Here is a 20,503-nt window from a genome sequence, read left to right on the forward strand (position 1 = left end):
GGTTCATACCGCTTGATGCGATTTGTATCCGATTGAGCGCGTGACCTGCGAAAACGACCCCCTACGGCACCGTGTGGCCGTACGTGCGAAAACGGAGAGATGACGTGTACGATCGACGACTTGAGGCTATTTCGGCTGCCGCAGAGCTGGGAAGCTTCTCGCGCGCCGCGGCAAAATTGCGCGTGTCGACGCCGGCGCTCGTCAAACAGGTATCGGGGTTCGAGGCCGAGTTTGGCATCACGCTGTTCGAGCGCTCACATTCGGGCGTCAAAGTGACGCCGGCGGGTGCGTTGCTGGTAGACGACGCGCGCTCGATCATGCGCCAGTCCGAGGATGCCCTGCGCCGCGCCCGACGCGCGGCGGGCGATGGCGGTGCGGTTCGCCTGGGCGTGTCGATGATGTGCCCGGGCCGCCAGACGCTTTCGATGTGGACGGGCGTGCACGAGCTGGAGCCGTCGCTGCGTTTTGAGATCGTGCCGGTGAGCGACCTCTACGACGAGCGCGAGACCGTCATGCGCAGCTTGGGCCGTGAGGTCGATGTGGTGCAGTCGAGTTTTTCGACCCCGCGCTGGGGTGACGCATGCCAAAAGCTCCTTATCGTCAATGTGCCGTTTTATATCGATGTGCCGCGCACGAGCCCGCTTGCGCGCAAGAGCCGTATTGCGGTTGCGGACTTGGAGGGCATGCGCTTGCGCGTGCTGCGTCACGGCAACGACGCCATGGACAGCCTGCGCATCGACCTTTTGGCCGACGGCGGCGTGGACGTGATCGACGTGGACAGCTTTGACTTCGCACTCTTTAACGAGGCGGAGGAAAAGGGCGACGCGGTACTCACCTGCGGCGCGTGGTCGGGCATGCATCCGGCCTTTGTGGGCGTGCCGTTCCTGTGCGGCCGCGAGGTGCCGGTCTATCTGCACTACCCGCTCGAGCCAACCTTACAAGTGCAAAAATTCGTCAACGCCATGGCCCAACTCCTCTGATGTGACAAAGGGACAGTCCCTTTGCCACACAAAACGAGGCCCTGGCCAAACGGCCAGGGCCTCGCAAACTTTTATTCCGTTTTTAATGACGGGCTGATCGCGCGCAGGAGGGCGCCCCCGGGGCGCCCTCCGTCAGTAACCGGTCCTACTCCAGCTCAAACGCTCCAGTGTAGAGCTGATAGTAGTAGCCGCGCTTGGCGATCAGCTCGTCGTGGTTGCCGCGCTCGATGATGCGGCCGTGGTCTAGGCAGATGATCGCGTCGGAGTTGCGCACGGTGGAGAGACGGTGTGCGATGACAAACGTCGTGCGACCCTCCATGAGCTTGTCCATGCCTGCCTGCACGATGGCCTCGGTGCGGGTATCGATGCTCGATGTGGCCTCATCCAGAATCATTGCCGGCGGATCGGCGACGGCGGCGCGTGCAATCGAAATCAGCTGGCGCTGGCCCTGCGACAGCTGTGCGCCGTTGCCGGTGAGCATGGTGTCGTAGCCGTCGGGCAGGCGGGTGATAAAGTCGTCCGCGCCCGCGAGCTTGGCCGCCGCGATGCACTCCTCGTCGGTGGCGTCCAGGTTGCCGTAGCGGATGTTATCCATCACGGTGCCGGTGAACAGGTTCACGTCCTGCAGCACCACGCCCAGCGAGCGGCGCAGATCGGCCTTGCGGATCTTGTTGACGTTGATGCCGTCGTAGCGGATCTTGCCATCGGCGATGTCATAGAAACGGTTGATGAGGTTGGTGATGGTCGTCTTGCCGGCACCGGTGGCACCGACAAACGCGACCTTCTGGCCCGGCTTGGCAAACACAGACACGCCGTGAAGCACCTCGTGGTCGGGCGTGTAGCCAAAGTCGACGTTGTCCATGACCAGGTCGCCGCGCAGCGGTACGTACTCGATCTCGCCGGTCGCGCGGTGCGGATGCTTCCACGCCCACATGCCGGTGTGGTGGTCGGCCTCCTCGAGCTGCCAGGTATCGGGGTTCACCTGCGCGTTGACGAGCGTCACATAGCCTTCGTCGGCCTCGGGCTCCTCGTCGATGAGTTCAAAGATACGGTCGGCGCCGGCGAGGCCCATGACCACGGCGTTGATCTGCTGCGAGATCTGGCCGATCTGTCCGCAGAACTGCTTGGTCATGTTAAGGAACGGCACCACGACGGCGATGGACAGCGCCATGCCCGAGATGCTCAGGTTGGGCACGCCCAGCGCTAGGAAAATGCCGCCCGCCAGTGCGACCAGCACGTAGAGCAGGTTGCCCAGGTTCATAAGGATGGGCATGAGGATGTTGGCGTACATGTTGGCCTTCTGCGAGACCTCGAAGAGCTTTTCGTTGCGCTCGTCAAAATCGGCCTCGGCGGCAGACTCGTGGCAGAATGCCTTGACGACCTTCTGGCCGTTCATGACTTCCTCGATATGACCCTCGACCACGCCGAGCTCGGTTTGCTGCGCAATAAAGAAGCGCGCGGAGTTGGAGCCGAGCAGCTTGGTCATAAAGGTCATAAAGGCGACGCCGGCGATGATGACCAGGCACATCCACACGCTGTAGTACAGCATGATAAAGAACACCGTGACGATGATGATGATCGTCATGAGCAGGTTGGGCAGCGACTGACTGATCATCTGGCGCAGCGTATCGATGTCGTTGGTGTAGTGGCTCATGATATCGCCGCGCTGGTGCGTGTCGAAGTAGCGGATCGGCAGGTCCTGCATGCGGTTGAACATCATCTCGCGCAGCTTCTCCAGCGAGCCCTGCGTGACGATAGCCATGGCGCGGTTCCAGAAGAGCGAGGACAGGACACCGACGCCGTAGATGCAGGCGAGGGTGGTCACGAGCTGCAGAATCTTGGGCTGTGCGGCTTCCCAATCGCCCGACTGCCACGATTCGCTAATAATCTGCAGGGCGCTCTGCAGGAAGGTCGCGCCGATGGAGTTGATGATGGCGCAGAGCACCACGCCGGCGACGACAAGGGGCAAAAGCACAGGATAGAAGCCAAAGAGCGTCTTGATGAGGCGCGACATGGTGCCGCCCTTACGGTTGAGCGCGCGCTCGGCGGTCGTTGCCTTACTCATGTGCCTCGCCTCCTTCCTGGGTCTGAGCTTGCGTTGCGGATGCCTCGGTGTCGGCCTCGACGGCCCCTTCGCCCTCGGCAGACATCTTGTTTTGCGAGGTAAAGGTCTCGCGGTAGATCTCGCTCGTCTTGAGTAGCTCGTCATGGTTGCCGATCTGCGCGATACGGCCGCCCTCCATGACGATGATGCGGTCTGCGTCCTGCACGGAGCTGATGCGCTGGGCGATGATGAGCTTGGTCGTGTTGGGCAGATAGCTTGCCAACCCTGCGCGGATCTTGGCGTCGGTCTTGGTGTCGACAGCGCTGGTGGAGTCGTCCAGGATCAAGATCTTGGGGCGACGCAGCAGGGCGCGTGCAATGCACAGGCGCTGCTTCTGACCGCCCGAAACATTAGAGCCGCCCTGTTCGATCCAGGTGTCGTAGCCCTTGGGGAAACCGTCGACAAACTCGTCGGCGCAGGCCAGATGCGCTGCCTCGCGGACTTCCTCGTCGGTGGCGTTCGGGTCGCCCCAACGCAGGTTCTCGGCGACGGTGCCGCTAAACAGCACGTTTTTCTGCAGCACCATGGCGACCTGGTGACGCAGCGCGTCCAGGTCGTAGTCGCGCACGTCCACGCCGCCCACGCGCACAGCGCCTTCGGTGGTGTCGTACAGGCGGGCGATGAGGTTAACGAGCGTGGACTTGGCCGAGCCGGTGCCGCCGATGATGCCGATGGTCTCGCCGCTCGTAATGTGCAGGTCGATATCGTCGAGCGCCTGGCGCTTCGCATGCTTGGAATACTTAAAGCTCACGTGGTCAAAGTCGATGGAACCGTCGGCAACCTCGAGCACGGGCTCGGCGGGATCGGCGATCGTGGGCTCGGCGGCCAGCACCTCGGCAATGCGGTGCGCCGATTCGTCGGCCATGGTCACCATGACAAAGATCATCGACAGCTGCATCAGGCTCATGAGAATCTGGAAACCATAGGTAAAGGTCGAGGAGAGCTGGCCCACGTCGAACAGCGTGCCCTGGCTCGTGATGATGAGCTTGGAGCCCAGGTAGATGATGACGACAAACGCGCCGTTGACGCAGATGTTCATCATGGGGTTGTTAAAGGCGAGCAGCTTCTCGGCGCGGGTGAAGTCCATCTGGACGTCGCGCGCGGCGGTCGCGAACTTCTCCTTCTCAAAGTCTTCGCGCACATAGCTCTTGACCACGCGCATGCCGGTGACGTTTTCCTCGACGGACTCGTTAAGGGCATCGTACTTGTGGAACACGCGCGAGAAGATGGGGCGCACCTTAAAGATGATAAAGAACAGTCCAAAGCCCAGCAGCGGAATGATGACCAGGTAGACCATGGCGACGCTGCCGCCCATGATAAATGCCATGGTAAAGGCGAAGATCAATACCAGCGGCGCGCGCACGGCGATACGGATGATCATCATAAAGGCCTGCTGCACGTTGTTGATATCGGTGGTCAGGCGTGTGACGAGCGAGGAGCTCGAGAACTCATCGATGTTGGCAAAGCTGAACGTCTGGATCTTGTAGAACAGGTCGTGACGCAGGTTCTTAGCGAAGCCGCAACTCGCATGGCTGCAGGTGACGCCGGCAGCGGCGCCAAAAGCAAGCGACGTCAGCGCGATGAGCACCAAAAAGCCCGCGGTGGGAAGCATCTCGGCTACGGTGGCGCCGTCTTTGATGGCATCGATCAGGTTGGCGGTGATAAATGGAATCAGCATCTCGCAGAGCACCTCGCCAAGCACGAGCAATGGCGTGGCAACAGTGACTTTCATATAGTCGCGGATGCTGCCCATGAGGGTTTTAATCATCCAGTTCCTCCCAGGTTACACGGATTTTCTCGAGCATTTCGGCGAGCTGCTCGCGCTCGTCGTGGGTGAGGGCACTAAAGGCCTGCTCTCTAAAGCGAATGCGGGCTGCCTGCTCAACGCGGGCCTTTTCCCATCCCGCATCGGTCAGGCGGATGGTGAGCTGCCGACGGTCTTTGGGATTGCGACTGCGCTCGATAAGACCGCCCAGTTCGAGCTTGGACAGAATCTCGGAAAGGGACCCCGGCTTGAGGTCGAAGTGCATGCCGAGCTCCTGTTGGGACAGCTCGCCGGTCGGCTGCTTGGCGAGTAGGCAGACAATAGGCGCCTTGCCAGATATGCCGCCGCCGTGAAAATGCATGTAATGGCCGCAAAACCCCAGGCCATTGAGGATGCGCTTGGCAAGCTTGTCTTCTGAGCTAACCGCTTCGGGTACATCCGCCGGCTGTGACGGGTCGCCGCCGGGCTCGTGCGAACAAAGGTTAAGAGGTTCATCGCACATGAATTAGTGTTGCTCCTTTCTTTAGTTAGGTAGTGGAATTGTTTTGTGCCTAACCAATCTAGGAGCATGAGAAATGAATGTCAAGGTACCAAACTTATAGTTACGGCGTTTTGCCAAACGCCGTAACCGCTCGACGCTGCAAACGTTCCTAAGCGGCAATCTGGCGTTCAATCGTCGGGCATGGCCACAAGGCCTATGCCCTCCTCTTTCACGCCACCTTGCTCGCTTAGGAACGCTTTCGCTGTCCGTCCTCAATCTGTAGCGCTGCCTGGGTTGGCATTTGAGTGATCCGTGGGGGACGGAGGATAACGGATCATTTTGGGCTGCGGTGACACCCTTCCGAAGCTGCTTTGCCCAAAACTATGCCGGATTACTACGATGAATTCGAAATCTCAGACCTCGGCATTGTTTTCGGAAAATCACAAGCTGTCTACCTGCGGTTTTGCTGGAGTGCAATTTGTTGTGGTTGGAGACTGGCGGTTTATCGTAGTAATCCGGCATAGTTTTGGAATGGTAGTAAATAGGTGGCAGCTACTGTGCCGCTACTGCCGTGATTTGCCTCCCATTTCCGAAACCTTTCCGCAACAATGCGCTCTTCGCGACCCTAGCGACTGCTCACGACGCCTCCTGCGCTACACTTAGTCGCACTGTGGCGCTGCTGCGCCGTGCCCGAACCAAGGGGGACACTCATGAAGAACACTCAGCTGCTGCTGATTAACGATATGTGCGGCTACGGCAAGGTCGCGCTTTCCGCCATGCTGCCGGTGCTGTCGCACATGGGTTACCGTATCCATAACCTGCCGACGGCGCTTGTGTCCGATACGCTCAACTATCCCAAGTTCTACATCCACGACACCACGGAGTACGTGCGTCAGAGTCTTGCCATCTGGGAAGAGCTCGGCTTTGAGTTCGACGCCATCTCGACCGGCTTTATCGTGACCGAGGAAGAGACGCGCATCATCTCGGACTTTTGCCACCGCCGTGCGCAAAAGGGCACCAAGGTGTTCGTCGATCCCATCATGGGCGACAACGGCAAACTCTATGCCGGTGTTCCCGAGTCCACGATCGGCCTCATGAGGCACTTGCTCGAGTGCGCCGACTATGCGGTGCCCAACTACACCGAGGCCTGCCTGCTCACCGACACGCCCATCGCCGAGCAAATCACGCCTGACGAGGCCCGCGTCCTTGTGGACGCCATGCGCGCGCTGGGAGCCAAGTCGGTGGTCATTACGAGCGCTGTGGTCGACGGCACGAACGCCGTCATCGGTTACGACCACGTGGCGGGGGAGTACTTTACGATTCCCTTTGAGCTCATTCCGGTCTATTTCCCGGGCACGGGCGACACGTTCTCGGCGGTGCTCGTCGGCCGCGTTATGGCAGGCTGGAGTCTGCAGTGCGCGACGTCCGATGCCATGCGTGTGGTGGCTGAGCTTATCGAGCGCAATGCCGACCAAGAGGACAAGTCGGCCGGCCTTCCCATCGAGGCCTGCCTGGATGTGGTTGACCATGAGTAATGCTGACGAGAGCGGCGTCAAGCCTGCGGGCGAGAACAGGCCGCTCGGCGCGCCGCGTGGCAAGCGTCCGCGTATCCGCGTGAGCTGCGTGGATCAGCTGGGTGCGTGCCGCTGCCACCATGGTCACAAGCCCGGCGACGTCTTCGACTTCGACCGCGATCGCGGCAAGATGTGCGCCATGGCCTGTCACGTGGGCTTTCCCTATATCGATATCCTGCGCTATGGCGGAACCGTGCCCGGCAACGAGCCCGGCACGGCAAAGTTCTGCTGCCCCGAGGTCGATACGTTGAACGTTTGGCTCGCCGAGATCGTCGACGAGTAATCGAGCGTAGATTTTCTCCCGTCAAGATAATGAGCGTGGATAATCTCCCGTTTAGAGCGCGCTTGAACGCTCAAAGTGGGAGATTATCCACGCTCAATTTGCATGCGGGAGAAAATCCACGCTCGTTTTATGCCGATGGCGCGGCTCGTGTGTCTGCGCCGCCCGAACGTCTACAGTTGCTCGAGCATGGCCGTGCAGCCGGCGAGCACATCGCGGTAGGTGGCATCGAAGTTGCCGGTGTACCAGGGATCGGCGACGTCGCCGGGGCGATCGGTCCAATCCGGCAGCCGCGAAATCTTGCCGTCGGCATCGTCGCCGAAGATGCGGCGCAGACCGCGCGCGTTCTCGGCATCCATATAGACAATGTGATCCCAGTCGGCATACTCCGCGCGACGCACCTGGCGCGCGCGGTGCGGGACAACGGGAATTCCGACCTCGCGCAGCTTGGCGACGGTGCCATGATGCGGAGGGTTGCCAATCTCCTCGGTCGAGGTCGCGGCAGAATCAATGACGAACTCCGCCTCGCGCCCAGCACGGCGCACCAGCTCGGCAAACACCGACTCAGCCATCGTCGAGCGACAGATGTTCCCATGACAGACAAATAGGATTTTGCGCATTGGCTAAAACCTCTCGAATATCAGAGTTTTCGCAGATAATCGCACTGCTTTTTGATCCCTCGTCAAGGACAGAATATCAAATTGATTCATAAATGAGCGGATTATTCTTCTTTCCAGCGTCGTAAGAATTGCGTAAAGAACGAGGGTTTACGACTTGTTGTCACAATGTTGACCGTCCTTTGCATCCAATTTTCAGCATATCCTCTCTGACGTCGTCGAAATCAAGATGGGTGTATGTGTTAAAAGTCACGTTGATGTCGGAGTGGCCCATGATGCATTTTAGCTTCGCAGGGTTCATTCCCCTGCGTGCCATCTTCGAGCAGAAGGTATGTCGGCAGACATGTGGTGTGATTTTGGGAAGCTCATCCTTGTAGATGCGATTATGTTTCTCTATCGCGTGGTGGAAGTACTTCTCCCAGTGCAGGGCAACACGCGGCATCTCGTTTTTATCAAGAAACAGAAAACCGCTAACACCGTCAACGACCGGCTCACTCGAAGGCTTTAGACGTTGCGCAAGGATACTCCTGAAACACTCTGTCACGGCTTGAGTCATGGGAACATAGCGGATCCCGCTCTCCGTCTTGGGACGTTCGATGTAGTATCGCATGTTGCTGGTCCGCTGAAGTTGCTTGTTTACCCGAATGCTTCCGTTTTTGAAATCAAGGTCTTCGACGGTAAGACCGCAGAATTCAGAAATGCGCAGGCCCGTATTTAGAAGGATGTAGATGGCGTCACGATAGCGGTGAAAGTGTTCATCGCCCTCCACGAAAGCAAGAAATCTGCGTTCTTGGTTAGTGGCCAAGGCCTTGCGTGTAACCATGTCGTTTGTCAGTATCGTTGCGAGCTCGAAATAGAAGGGATTTCGGCGAATCAGGCTGTTCTCCTCTGCCAGTTGAAACGCCGGTCTCAGAACACCACGGATGCTATGGATTGTGCTATAGCGCTTGCCGTGGATTTTTTGCAGGTTGATGAGCCATTCCTTGGCATCAAGGGAGGTGACACCGCATATTCGTCGCGAGCCGAATTCATCTGTAGCAAGAAAATTGAGGATTGTCTTGTAGGCGGCTCGAGTGGATTGTTTCACGGCAGTCTTTGTTTCAGTGTAACGAGATGCGAGTTCGTAGACTGTCATATTGTTCGGCGCGACCTTATCAAGCAGATCGCGCTGGATCTCATGCTCCAACGCGCGCAAGCACGGACTGGCTTTCTTCCCCTTCGGAGTTAGATCATGAGTTGTCAAGGTCCACGAGTAGACGCTCCGCGTTTTACCTCTTGCATCCACATACTTGAAGCAGTAACGGCCGTTTTTTCTCTGGCTTTCCCCGCGTCTGAGGATTCGCCCTTTGCTGTCTTTTCTCACAGTCACTAGCAGGCTCCTTCCTGTTCAGAAAAGAGCCCTGATGCGATATTTCAAGATTATCGCACGGGGCCCGATTGGTTAAGCTGTCAAGTGCGAAACGGTGTCGAGAAGCTCTTTATAAAGAGCGTTGGCGCAGGACGAGGGGGCGAGTCCTCGCGCATAACTCGAATATGGGTTTGTACGAGAGGAACCTTCGACCGGCCAGTATCCGTCGAGATCGTGCCTAAACTCAGAGAGACAGATCTCCCTCGTCTGCATCTCCGCAACGACGGAGAGGCGCCTCTCAAGTTGACCAAATCCGTCGACATCGTTTTGCGGACGATAAGTCGCGGATCGGCGCATCTGTTCTCCATAGAATTCCAAGGGGCTGTAGGGCGTCGTGACGATTACGAGATCGGCGGCTATCGCTTTGTCGGAATATCGGGACGGTGCCATCACCTCATGCTCCATCGCATAGGGATCCGTGATGCGAAGCAGGTCGGCGTAGGGGATGGATGAGGGACGAAGTTCGTCAAGAATCACCGTGTGCTTGCCCTCATACCCCTGAAAGATGTCTCTCGTAGATCCAGAGACGAAGAACGGTTCGCCCTTCCGCTTCGCATAGAGCTTTGCGAGGGTGGACTTCCCCGTTCCAGCAGGCCCGAAGATCCAAACTGATTCCACCCTTCTTTCGCCCTTGAGCATCAACCCCCGCCATTCCCGGGCCTGAACCTGAAGGCGGCGTGCATAAACGTCTTCGATCTGACGCTATGTCCGGGCATATTCGGATCCGGAGAGCTGAGAGATCAAGGACTCCTTGTCGATACGACCTTCGAGAAGGTCATCGAGAAGGACTTTGATGCTGCTATGGGACCTCGTTCGAGCAACGCGCGACTCAATAGAAGCAAGTAGCGCTGGGTAATCGAAATTGGAGCGCACGATTTTGGGGTCGTACTGATGCTTGGATCGTGCGCCATCCGTTCTGTGGCACAGGTAGGAAAAACCGTTTTCCACACCTGCCTTCCAAGCCTCGATGCGCTCAGGTTTATCTCCAAGGAGCTTCGCGATGCTATTGAGCGAGCGCGGATTCTGGAACTCCATCATCACGTGAAGATGCGCGGCTGCCGGACGTCCCGCGTCCGTCGTGTCGCTGTCGTGCACGATGCCCGCATAGCGCTTCGGGGCGAGTGTTTCGATTCTTCGGTACATTTCGTCCACAAGACGGGGCAGGTGATCGAGCTGCTGCTCGTACATCATCGCGCGGGTCTTCATGGGCAGAGAATTGGTCATGGTTCCGAGTCCTTTCTCGTAAATGAGCTATTTCGGGACGATTTTGGAACGCGCCCGAGGGTGCGCCTTGGGATAACAAGCTCCCCAAGGCGCATAAATGAGCAGAATTTCAAGTAATGGAACAATCGACGGGGTCCGCTTTTGCTGCGCGAAGCGGACCCCGCGGTGGTTATTCTCTGAAGTACAGGTCAAGGAGCCGCCCAAGCTCGCGGTACACGGGGAAGTCCATGATCGGAAAATGCACAAAGCCGATGCGGTCGTGCGCCCCGTCCGTACTGCTGAACCAAGCGTCGCCCGGGGAGAAGGTGCGAGGTGCACCGAGGTCGAGCAGGCGTTCCGCGCCCCATATGAGCCGCGCCTCGGGAAGCGTCGGCTTGAAGAGGACGCGGGTGCTGCACGCCGAGCGCAGCATCGACGGCAAGCCCCCCTCCTCAACAGACGCCTCGGCGATCGAGATGATGGCGTAGCAGCCCGCGCTCGCCCCCATCGTTACGATGCGCTTCACCAGCCCATCAAACGTCGCGAGGCAGTAATCGGGGTCCTCCTTGCTCGCGCGCTTGGGAAACAGCGTGCGGAGTGCCACGTACTCATCCATGAAGAGAAGCGAAACGTGAAGCCCCGCATCCCACCAGTGCACGGCGTCTCCCGTCTCTGTCGACCTGTCGTTGAGGAAGCTCTGTCGCTCTTTGATGCTGTCGGCGAACCGTGATAACGCAGACAGGATTGCGCGAGCGTCCCCGTCAGCATTCAGTGAAACCACGCGAGGAAGTCGGGAGGGCTCGGCCTGCTTGGGGTCTATGATGAGGACTTGCGATCCGTGTCCGTCAGGACCAGCCAACAGGGCTTGGAGCAAGAGGGCGATCACGCCCGTGGTCTTTCCAGCGATGAGCATGGAACCGGAGGTGCGGAGGTCGATGCTCGTGCCGTTTTGAACGCGGAATTCGTAGGCGTTCGCCGGGCACAAATCCTCGACACGCGATGCCTTGATCTCTCGATGCAACGTCACATCTTCAAGGAAGAAGGTCACTTGATTGCATGCGACGTCTGCTTCGGCAAGTACGACGGCGTAGCGGGAGAACCTTCCGCGAAGTCGGGAGCTAATGCTAGGTCCCATCTTCGATATTTCTTCTGCCGTTGAGGATGAGGTTGAGATGGCGAGCTCGAACTGTCCAGGAGCCGTCTCTTTGCAAGAGATGTCGGGAAGAAGCTCGCCTTCTCGCAGGTGTAGAGGATTCCCGTAACGTGGATCAAAGAGCCCCTTCCTAATGCGTGCATGCAACCGTGTTGATTCAGATAGCATGACGTAATGTGTGATCCCTCCCGCAAACAACATGGTCCCAGCGAGGCTAAGAGTGGCCGCTGCGGAGGTAAGGTTGCCGCCAAACGCCATCACCGTACTGGGCTCTATGGCGATGGGCGCAAGAATGGTGTTCACGAATAGCCCGATGCAATAAACGCACGCGGCGACCGCAAATAAAGCGACCCCCAGCACACAAAGCTTTGCGCTGGGGGTCGAATACACGATCGCCGGTGCGCCACTGGAGTAACGCACCACAATCACCTAGCCCTTCGCGGGGATGACGGTAATGCCGTCCGCCGTGATGGACAACTGGTTGCGATAATCACCGTAAACCTTTGCGACCACGCCGGTGGGAATGACGTGCTGATTGACGGGAATCTCGATATCATTCGAAACCTTGATGGAAAGCTTCTCGAAACGATTGCTGACCACCTCGCCTTCGTTTTGGTGATACTGCGTGTTATCGGTTGTGATCACCACGTCGATCTTGGTGCCGCGATGCTCTTTGGTGTTTTAATCAACCCATTTACCACCTCCGACACAAAGGAAACGCTTGCCTTTCGCAAAAGCTTCCCAATCGAACTTCATAAACTGATTCAATTTCCTCATACTCGAACTCCTCTCAATCCAATTATTTGCTGACTCCGCGTTGCGGCTCGCCGTGGACATCGAGATAGAGGCGCAGGACGTTGCGCAAGATCTCCTCGACATTTCTTGTTGCGGCATGAAGATCATCGTCCCCAAACATTGCCCCATGGAGCTTCGTGTGGGCACAAAGAATCTGGCGATACATGACGCGAGAGAACATCTCTTCGGCCTTCAGGGCATGTCGAACAGCTCGTTCAGAACAAGTCGGCATGCTCGCCGAAGACTCCTTTATAGACGACATTGCCGTACTGGTTGTTGAGATGGAGCCGCATTCAAACGGTCCGCGCATGATCTTCGGTCGGGTCATACACACCTCTTTCCTAAAATTGGATATTACCGACGATTCGTCAATCGTCATCGAGCACTCGGTGAGCACATCATGCCATAAGCTTCTGAGCTGGGATTATTTCGCAAGGACCTGTCGTTCTCGACGTCCTCTGATGAGAAGAAGTGGGGCGTAATGATGACAAAGTATTCAATCACGGAACAAACACAATTTAATAATCACCCAGATGGGGCAAATATGGACATCCAGATATTGAATCGTCGGTATCGTTGGTGTCGCTGAGCCTTCAGGCTGAGGGGGATGGGCCATTTGCGCTGAGTTGCTTGCAAAACGGGGGAGGGGATATCAGAAGAAGGCGGCTTGCAGAAGACATGCCTGAGCGCTAGAGGAGGGGCTGACCAATAGTGTGCTCCTCTTCTGGGGCCAAATCCAAGCGGAGGGGGCATGAGGCCGAGAGGAACTGCTCGTCATGGCTCACCAAAACAAGCGCGCCGGGAAAGGCGGAAAGCGCTCGCTCGAGTGCCTCCACCGAGTGCAGGTCCAGGTGATTCGTGGGTTCGTCCATGACGATGATTTCGGGGGCATCTAGTATACCGCGGGCGAGCATGAGCTTCCGCAGCTCCCCCGGGCTGATGTTCTCGCCGGACAATATTCGTTCGGGATCCGAATTGAGTTGCGCAACGATCGAAAGCAGGGCTCCACGTTCGGCTTGGGGCAGGTCCTTGATTTCCGAGAGGAATTCAATTGAGGATGAATCGTCGACTTCCTGAGGGATATACAGCGTGCGAATGTCCAATCCCGTGGCCTTGCGGCCTTCCAATATCTCCAGGATATGCTTGACCAGTGTTGTTTTCCCCGCTCCGTTGGGGCCGCTTATGCCCAGATGATCGGTATTTCCCAGATAAATCTCGGGAACCCGCAAAGATTGCCTCGGGCCGCACGGTATGCGATCTGAGCTGACGTGAATCAGTGTTTTGCGCGGGCTGGGTTGCGCTTCCATCCACAAGGTGCTTTCGTAGCGCTTTTCGACATGGTGGGCGTCGACGGCGGCTTGCGCGCGCTGGATTCGGGAGTCCATGCGCGAAGCGAGCTTGCCCGCAACGCCGTCTCTGCCAGTGAGAATGGCGAGTTTGATTCGTGCTTTCGCGTCGTGATCCTTCGGATCGACATGACGGGCGCTTCTCTTGGATGCGGACCGTGAGGCGTTTTCAACGCGCCTGATATACTCAGCCTTCATGCGCTTTTCTTCGGATCGCGCAATCGATTTGGCCCGCGCCGCGCTTTCGCGCTCCAGATTCGCCTGCGAGCGAGCTTGGGAGTAGTTGCCGGGGCGCATGGTGACGTGCCCCGACTCAAAGCACAGGCAGTCCTTTGCCAAGGAGTCGAGCAACGCACGGTCGTGCGAGACGAGGAGGCCAATACCCTTGTACTCGGCGAGTGCTTTGCAAATCTGCCTTCTGCATTCTGCGTCCACATGGTTAGTCGGTTCATCCATTGCCAGAAGATCGGGATTCTGCCAAAGCGCGACGGCTATTTGAATTTTCTTCTGCTCGCCACCGGAGAGCTCGGAAAAACGCCAGAGCATATCATCGGTGATGCGGAGCATCCTTCTGAGGTGCGTGGTCGCCGGGGCGAAGTCGCACGCAAAATCGAAGAGCATGGGCGGTTCGACTCCGGCTTCTTGCGCGCAATATGCGGAGACGAGACGCGGTGAAACGACGCCGCGATCTGGAATCAGAAGTCCGCACGCAATGCGGACGAAAGTTGATTTCCCGCACCCGTTGTCTCCGACGATGCCGTGCCAGCCGGGGGCAAATGTCGCCGACACGTTGTCGAGTGCGGGCATTGCGCTGCCAGGATATGCATAAGTAATATGGGAAAGAACGAGGGTGGTGGAGCTGTTCAAATTGGTTCTTGACATTGTGCCTCCTCGGCATGGGAGGCCGCGTTTTGCCGCATATGCTCTGATTGGCTCGTTCCGACCAACGTGAACGCCCGTCGACTCGAGTCAAGCTGAAAGAAAATGAGTCGACGGCAATGCTCGCAAAGGTAGTGTTTAGGATATACGAGGATCAGTGAAAAGACGATACGACAAATGTGCAGCCAGATTTATTCTTGGATAGATGGCAATTTGCAAATTGGCGTCGATATGTATCGTCTACAGCTTCACGAATCCTTTTCCTTTCCGGGGCGCTGGCTTGGCATATGGGCCTGCGCTGAATTCTTCCGTAGAGTCTAACAAAGCAATAATGCGGACGCAAGGAGGCGTTGCGTCTGAAAGCACGCCATTGCGTTGGACGCTTGAAGGGGTTTGCAAGTCGATTGAAAGAATACTAGTGCATCCGCTTCTTGTAACTAGCATGCGATGGTGGTCGTCGTGAATGTTGAGCGAGGTCATCGACTTGATTTTTCTGGTGTTTGAGATATTAGCTTTCGCGATTTACCCTCCAAATTGCAGAGGTTTGAGACGACCGGAAAGGAATGCTTATGCTCGATTCTCCGTTCTTCAGCTACTGGGGAAAGGCGAAAGGAGTTGCTTTTCTCCATCACGGCAATATCGCATCGGGGCTCAAAGTCGTAAAAACGTCGTAAGGTACGCGATATGGTTCGCCGGGATCCTAACTAGCTAGGCATTTTTCTGAATCTGCAGATATTCCCATGACAGATAAACAGTACGCGTTGCATAGAACGATACCTTTCATATAGAAGGCTGCTAAAGAGTCGAAGCCGGGCGCATACAGAGTTTTATTTCTTAGCCAGTTTGAAGTAGCGCTCAAATATCAATTCGAAAACGTAATAGAACATTAATCGACTGTCGAGGTCCATGCTGCCCAAGCGGATTTCTTTTTGCACGGTGTAGATAGGGTAGTCGGCTAGTTTCGAGAGAGAATTTCGAGAAAAGCCGGTGAGTGTGACGACCTTGCATCCGCGCGTTTTGGCTATCGATGTGGCGTCAATAGACACCTGCGTCTCGCCGCTTACGGAAACGCTGAAGACCAGGTCGTTTTTGCCAAGCAGTTCTGCGTAATGCCTCATGACATGGCGTTCGCTGAGCGTATCGGTGTTCTTGCCCATTATTTTGAGCTTTTCAGCCATCTCGAGGCACGGGTATTTCGAAAAGCCCGAGCAGAAGAACACGATATGCGAGGCGTCCTGGATAAGGCTTACAACCGAGTCGATGACCCGGTCGTTAAGCAGATCTTTGGTCTGTACGAGCTGGGTATCAAGAGGAAGTGCCTCGATAGTGAATCGATTGCGATCGAGCGAGGCGGAATACGATTGTTTGAGCTCCGTAAACCCCGAGAAGCCAAGCTTATGAGCAAGCCTGACGATTGTATTGGGAGCGACGAAGAACCGTTCAGCAACGCTCTTAAGCGTGACATCGTCAATATCATCACGCAGCTCGATGATGTAGCGCATGATCTCGCTTTCGAGATCGTTGAGCTTGCTCTCGCCAGCCCGCACATGATCATAAAAAGATTCTTGATCTTTCATAAGATGTTTCAGCCCCTCGCACCTCGTCGTACATATGGTACCGCTTTGTGTAGCCAGGAGAGAAATCGGTAATCGGTCAAGATTGCCTATTGCCTATGAACTGGGCAAACGCGCGTGTTTGCCTACACATATCTGTGTCGTGAGCGAAATCATGTGTCCCCGTTTCGCATTGGCTCACACGGGGACTCGCAAATGACCTTATGTCGCAAAATATCAATCGAAACGAAGCAAGCCGAGGACAACCGCGGAGCCCAAGGTCTTCGAGAACACCGATCAGCCAACCCTGGAGGGACGGAACATGAAGGATAAGCTCAATATTGTGATCGTTGGCGGCGGCTCCACGTGGTGCCCTGGCATTCTTAAAGCCCTGACCAAGCACATGGACATTCTGCCGCTGAACCGCGTGATGCTCTATGACATCGATGCCGAGCGTCAGCGTCCGATTGGCGAGTTTGGCAAGATCCTCTTCGCCGAGGAGGAGCCCGGTGTGGAGTTTGGTTACACCACCGATAAGGACGAGGCATACACTGACGTTGACTTTGTGCTCTGCCAGATTCGTACCGGCGGCTATGAGATGCGCAGCAAGGATGAGAAGATTCCGCTGCATATGGGAATCATCGGCCAGGAAACGGTGGGCCCCGGCGGCATGGCTTACGGTATGCGCTCCATGCATGACATGGTTGAGATCGTCAACGACGTTCGCGCTCATAGCCCGGAGGCGTGGATTATCAACTACACCAACCCGGCTGCTATTGTGGCATATGGTCTCGAGCGCGTTCTGCCCGATGAGCATCGCGTCCTCAACATCTGCGACCAGCCTGTCAACCTCATGCGCTCTTACGGTCGCCTGCTCGGTCGCGATATGAGCAAGACGGAGCCCGTGTACTTTGGCCTCAATCACTTCGGTTGGTTCAAGCACATCTACGATGAAGAGGGTCATGACCTCGTCCCGCAAATTAAGGAGTACACGGAGAAGAACGGCTTCCTTCCTGCCGATGCCGAGCAGCGTGACCAGTCCTGGCTTGATACCTACGCCATGGTCAAGGACATGCTCGAGGACTTCCCCGACTATCTGCCCAACACTTATCTGCAGTACTATCTGTATCCCGAGTACAAGGTCGCTCACCTCGACCCCGACTACACACGCTCCGATGAGGTTATCAACGGCCGTGAGAAGCGCGTGTTCGCCGAGTGCGAGCGTGTTGCCAAAGTCGGCACCGCAAAGAACTCCTCGGTTGTGCAAAACGACGCTCATGGCGATATGATCGTGGAAATCACCTCGGCCATTTATCGCAACACCAACAAGACCTTCATTGTCATCGTGCCCAACAACGGCATTATCGAGGGGATGCCCGATGACGCCATGGTCGAGGTCGCGGCAAGCGTGGGCGCCAATGGCCCGCAGCCCTATGCTGTTGGCAAAATCGGTACCTTCTATCGCGGCCTTATGGAGAACCAGTACGCCTATGAGCGCCTGACTGTTGAGGCTTGGATGGAGGGTTCCTACGAGAAGGCTTTGCAGGCACTCACGCTTAATCGTCTGGTCGGTGATGCTAAGAAGGCTCGTAAGGTGCTCGACAAGCTCATCGAGGCGAACAAGGATTATTGGCCGGAGCTTAAGTAACTAGTTCCATATCGCTTGATAACTGTTATGGGGCGTGTGGATTGTAGAGCCGCGCGCCCCGTTTCTTTAAGAGGGGTATCCCATGAACAAAGATGAGCTGCTGGCAAAGTTCCAGCGCCTGGGCAAAGTCCTCATGACGCCCGTGCTGATTCTGCCAATTGCCGGCATCCTCCAGGGCTTTGGCAATGCCTTTACCAGCCCCACCCTTACGGCAGCTGTTCCCTGGCTTGCTGCTCCGGGCTTTGCGATTTTCTTTTCGATTCTCAAGGCCGCAGCCGGCATCGTTATGAACAACATCCCGGTTATCTTCTCGATTTGTCTCGCCTATGGCTTCGCCAAGTCCGAGAAGGCTACCGCGGCGCTTTGTGGCTTTTTGGGCTACATGTGCATGAATTCCGTGATGGGCACGTTCCTTACGGCGACTGGCGTTATCGATCCCGCGAATCTTACGACGGGCCAGAGCACGATTCTCGGTATCACCACGCTCGACACTGGCGTTATCGGCGGTCTTCTGGTGGGCGCAATCGTCGCATGGTTGCATAACCGTTACTACAAGATTGAGCTGCCCGCCGTGTTCTCCATCTTCAACGGTACGCGCTTTATTCCGGCGGTAACGCTGCTCTCATGCAGCATCCTCGCATTGGTCATGTCCTTTGTTTTCCCGTTTATTCAGAACGCTCTCGGTGCGCTGTCCGAGTTCATCAAGACTACGGGTGCCTTTGGTGCATTTGTCTACGGCGCCGGCGAGCGCATGCTCCTGCCTTTTGGCCTGCATCACTTTGTCTATTTGCCGTTCTTCTTCACGTCGCTCGGTGGCGTCGAGACCATCGACGGCCAGACCGTTCAGGGCGCTATCAATATCTACAATGCGATCCTGGGCTCTCCCAGCACGCCGTTTAACATCGAGGTCAGCCGTTTTGTCATGAACGGCAAGGTTATCTTCGCCATGTTCGGCCTGCCCGGCGCTGCACTCGCCTTCTACAAGACGGCGCTTCCCAAGAACAAGAAGAAGACCGCGGCGCTCATGATCGCCATCGTGGTGCCTTGCATCCTCTCCGGCATTACCGAGCCGCTCGAGTATTCCTTCCTGTTTATCGCGCCCATCCTCTACGTGTTCCACGCTCTCATGGCTGGTCTTGCCTATGCGCTGACCTATGTCCTGCAGTTCAACGTGGCTGGCTCCGCGTCCTTCGGTGGCCCGCTCTTGTCGTTGATTTTTAACGGCATTATGGGTGCAGCCAAGGGCTCCAACTGGCAGGTTATCCTGTTCCTTGGCCCCATCTACTTCGTGGTGTACTACTTCGTCTTCAAGTTCATCATTCTTAAGAAGGACCTTAAGACCCCTGGCCGCGAGGAAGAGTCCGACGACGAGGCCGAAAAGGCTCCCAAGACCGTGATCAGCGACCTCATTCCCGCCATCGTTGAGGCAGTGGGCGGCGACAACAATATTAAGTCTGTCGAGGCCTGTTTCACCCGTCTGCGCATCCAGCTCAATGACTGTGACAAGGTGGTTGATGACGCCGAGTTTACCGAAAAGCTCGAAGCGCGTGGCATCGTGCATGTCAACGGCGGCGTGCAGATTGTCTACGGCAACATGGCATCTAACTACGCAACTCAGATGCGCGAGCTGCTGGGTATGGAGTAAACGACTCAACCACACGATCAAGATTAATACAGGTCGGCGTCCGATTCTTCAATCGGGCGCCGACCTGTGCTGTTTTGGGGCGAATGGGCAAGTACATGACGTGCTCGCTGCTCTCTTTTGGCACTGCCTATCGTGTATTCGGACGCCTTGCGACGGTGAGGGCGTTCTTTTCAGTTCTAGTATGTTTGCGGCTAGCATGTTTGCGGCTAGCGCTGCGCCCGAAGTCGATTTGCACAGCTGATATATAGAGCGTTAACCGCGCTTTGTAGGCTCATGCCCTCAACCAAGGCGGTCGAATACTCGCTGAGTGACTCCGTGCTCACGGGTAGCAAGAGCTCACGCGCCCCGTTGTTATCGAATGCCATGTTGCTCGATATCCAAATAACGCGGCAACCTCGCCGCTTGGCCTCAACGTAAAGATTGAAGATATAGCTCGTCTTTCCTGAGAACGATACAAAGATGGTTAGATCGTCGGGTTGGAGCAGACAGAGCGACGTCTCCTGTCCCTTGACGGAGCCGAATGAGAAGCACAGTCGGTTTACGCGGCTCAGCTTTTCGCAGAGTGAGCGGGCGGCGAGATTGGAGAATGAGCTTCCGTATACGTAGACATTTTGCGCATCGAGAAGCCAGTCAACGGCCTGCTCGAGTCGATCCTCAGTGAGCAGGCGTTTTGTTTCAAGCAAAGAGGTCTCTACGATATCGAAATACCAGGGTATATCGATTTGCTTATGCGCCCTTGCCTCGGTTGTCTCACGCTGGAGCCAAGCGTTGAAGTCGTCAACTTGCTCTTTGAACGATCGAAAGCTCGAGCCGTTCACGCGCCTGCAGAAGCGCGAGATGGTCGCGGGCGATGTATTGCACGCGCGGGCAAGTTCTTCTATTGAGAGCTCTGGGACCTCGTCGTGATGGGAGAGGGCGTAGAGTGCGATGTGGGCGTCAAGGCTGCCGCCCTTCTCGACGTCTTCGATACAAGATCTGAGGTTCGAATAGACCTCGTACATCGACATTCAAATCACTCCAAACAATAATGCCCCGGAGCGGATATGCCATCTCCGGAGCATTGTGGTGAAGC

Annotated in this window: 18 protein-coding genes; 5 read left to right on the plus strand and 13 right to left on the minus strand. The window is 56.5% G+C overall.

Annotated elements, in window-relative coordinates; translation table 11 throughout:
* Positions 1 to 104 precede the first annotated feature (104 nt).
* Positions 105 to 980, plus strand: a complete 876-nt coding sequence (locus DW123_RS08175) for a LysR family transcriptional regulator (RefSeq protein WP_118273516.1) — start codon at positions 105 to 107, stop codon at positions 978 to 980.
* A 145-nt stretch (positions 981 to 1,125) separates the two neighbouring features.
* On the opposite strand, the gene DW123_RS08180 is transcribed toward DW123_RS08175, so the two are convergent.
* The 3 genes from DW123_RS08180 to DW123_RS08190 are packed head-to-tail and all read right to left on the minus strand — an operon-like array spanning position 1,126 to position 5,351.
* On the minus strand, positions 1,126 to 3,045 hold the full coding sequence (locus DW123_RS08180; RefSeq protein WP_118273517.1) for an ABC transporter ATP-binding protein: 1,920 nt from the start codon (positions 3,043 to 3,045) through the stop codon (positions 1,126 to 1,128).
* On the minus strand, positions 3,038 to 4,852 hold the full coding sequence (locus DW123_RS08185) for an ABC transporter ATP-binding protein (protein WP_117797596.1): 1,815 nt from the start codon (positions 4,850 to 4,852) through the stop codon (positions 3,038 to 3,040). The genes DW123_RS08180 and DW123_RS08185 overlap by 8 nt, the downstream gene beginning before the upstream one ends.
* Positions 4,845 to 5,351 (minus strand): MarR family winged helix-turn-helix transcriptional regulator, encoded by a 507-nt coding sequence (locus DW123_RS08190; protein ID WP_117793879.1) that lies wholly within the window; start codon positions 5,349 to 5,351, stop codon positions 4,845 to 4,847. Before DW123_RS08190 ends, DW123_RS08185 begins: the two co-directional genes overlap by 8 nt.
* A 689-nt stretch (positions 5,352 to 6,040) precedes the next feature.
* Between DW123_RS08190 and DW123_RS08195 the strand changes: the two genes are divergently transcribed.
* Together DW123_RS08195 and DW123_RS08200 are read left to right on the plus strand one after the other, a co-directional pair.
* The gene (locus DW123_RS08195; protein WP_118273518.1) at positions 6,041 to 6,865 is read left to right on the plus strand and encodes a PfkB family carbohydrate kinase; all 825 of its coding nucleotides are present in this window, start codon (positions 6,041 to 6,043) and stop codon (positions 6,863 to 6,865) included.
* Positions 6,858 to 7,187 (plus strand): TIGR04076 family protein, encoded by a 330-nt coding sequence (locus DW123_RS08200; RefSeq protein ID WP_199568905.1) that lies wholly within the window; start codon positions 6,858 to 6,860, stop codon positions 7,185 to 7,187. The genes DW123_RS08195 and DW123_RS08200 overlap by 8 nt, the downstream gene beginning before the upstream one ends.
* Positions 7,188 to 7,357: 170 nt before the next feature.
* On the opposite strand, the gene DW123_RS08205 is transcribed toward DW123_RS08200, so the two are convergent.
* From DW123_RS08205 to DW123_RS08245, 9 genes are all read right to left on the minus strand, one after another.
* Positions 7,358 to 7,804, minus strand: coding sequence for a low molecular weight protein-tyrosine-phosphatase (locus DW123_RS08205; RefSeq protein WP_118273519.1), 447 nt, complete (start codon positions 7,802 to 7,804; stop codon positions 7,358 to 7,360).
* A gap of 160 nt (positions 7,805 to 7,964) precedes the next feature.
* Positions 7,965 to 9,170, minus strand: coding sequence for a site-specific integrase (locus tag DW123_RS08210; protein ID WP_199407132.1), 1,206 nt, complete (start codon positions 9,168 to 9,170; stop codon positions 7,965 to 7,967).
* A gap of 72 nt (positions 9,171 to 9,242) precedes the next feature.
* Positions 9,243 to 9,848, minus strand: a complete 606-nt coding sequence (locus DW123_RS08215) for a hypothetical protein (protein WP_117734894.1) — start codon at positions 9,846 to 9,848, stop codon at positions 9,243 to 9,245.
* Positions 9,849 to 9,911: 63 nt separating this feature from the next.
* Positions 9,912 to 10,433 (minus strand): Rep family protein, encoded by a 522-nt coding sequence (locus DW123_RS08220; RefSeq protein ID WP_117743461.1) that lies wholly within the window; start codon positions 10,431 to 10,433, stop codon positions 9,912 to 9,914.
* Between the two features lie 169 nt (positions 10,434 to 10,602).
* Entirely contained in the window at positions 10,603 to 11,547 is a 945-nt protein-coding gene (locus tag DW123_RS08225; protein WP_147330301.1) for a hypothetical protein, read from the minus strand.
* Between the two features lie 447 nt (positions 11,548 to 11,994).
* On the minus strand, positions 11,995 to 12,210 hold the full coding sequence (locus DW123_RS08230; protein ID WP_117743463.1) for a hypothetical protein: 216 nt from the start codon (positions 12,208 to 12,210) through the stop codon (positions 11,995 to 11,997).
* Between the two features lie 154 nt (positions 12,211 to 12,364).
* Positions 12,365 to 12,688 carry a hypothetical protein gene (locus DW123_RS08235; RefSeq protein ID WP_117734898.1) on the minus strand — a complete coding sequence of 108 codons (324 nt, stop codon included), beginning with the start codon at positions 12,686 to 12,688 and terminating at the stop codon, positions 12,365 to 12,367.
* A gap of 361 nt (positions 12,689 to 13,049) precedes the next feature.
* A complete protein-coding gene (locus DW123_RS08240; protein WP_117743464.1) occupies positions 13,050 to 14,588 on the minus strand; it encodes an ATP-binding cassette domain-containing protein in 1,539 nt (512 codons plus the stop codon).
* 824 nt (positions 14,589 to 15,412) lie between these two features.
* A complete protein-coding gene (locus DW123_RS08245) occupies positions 15,413 to 16,162 on the minus strand; it encodes a MurR/RpiR family transcriptional regulator (RefSeq protein WP_117757480.1) in 750 nt (249 codons plus the stop codon).
* A 298-nt stretch (positions 16,163 to 16,460) separates the two neighbouring features.
* On the opposite strand from DW123_RS08245, the gene DW123_RS08250 reads away from it, so the two are divergent.
* The gene (locus DW123_RS08250; protein WP_089573127.1) at positions 16,461 to 17,786 is read left to right on the plus strand and encodes a 6-phospho-alpha-glucosidase; all 1,326 of its coding nucleotides are present in this window, start codon (positions 16,461 to 16,463) and stop codon (positions 17,784 to 17,786) included.
* 82 nt (positions 17,787 to 17,868) lie between these two features.
* Positions 17,869 to 19,431 (plus strand): PTS transporter subunit EIIC, encoded by a 1,563-nt coding sequence (locus DW123_RS08255; protein ID WP_117734901.1) that lies wholly within the window; start codon positions 17,869 to 17,871, stop codon positions 19,429 to 19,431.
* 206 nt (positions 19,432 to 19,637) lie between these two features.
* Here the strand turns inward: DW123_RS08255 and DW123_RS08260 are convergent, their stop codons facing one another.
* A complete protein-coding gene (locus tag DW123_RS08260; protein WP_117743849.1) occupies positions 19,638 to 20,438 on the minus strand; it encodes a MurR/RpiR family transcriptional regulator in 801 nt (266 codons plus the stop codon).
* Positions 20,439 to 20,503: the final 65 nt, after the last annotated feature.

It is taken from the genome of Collinsella sp. AM10-26 (assembly GCF_003472525.1).
GTDB lineage: Bacteria > Actinomycetota > Coriobacteriia > Coriobacteriales > Coriobacteriaceae > Collinsella.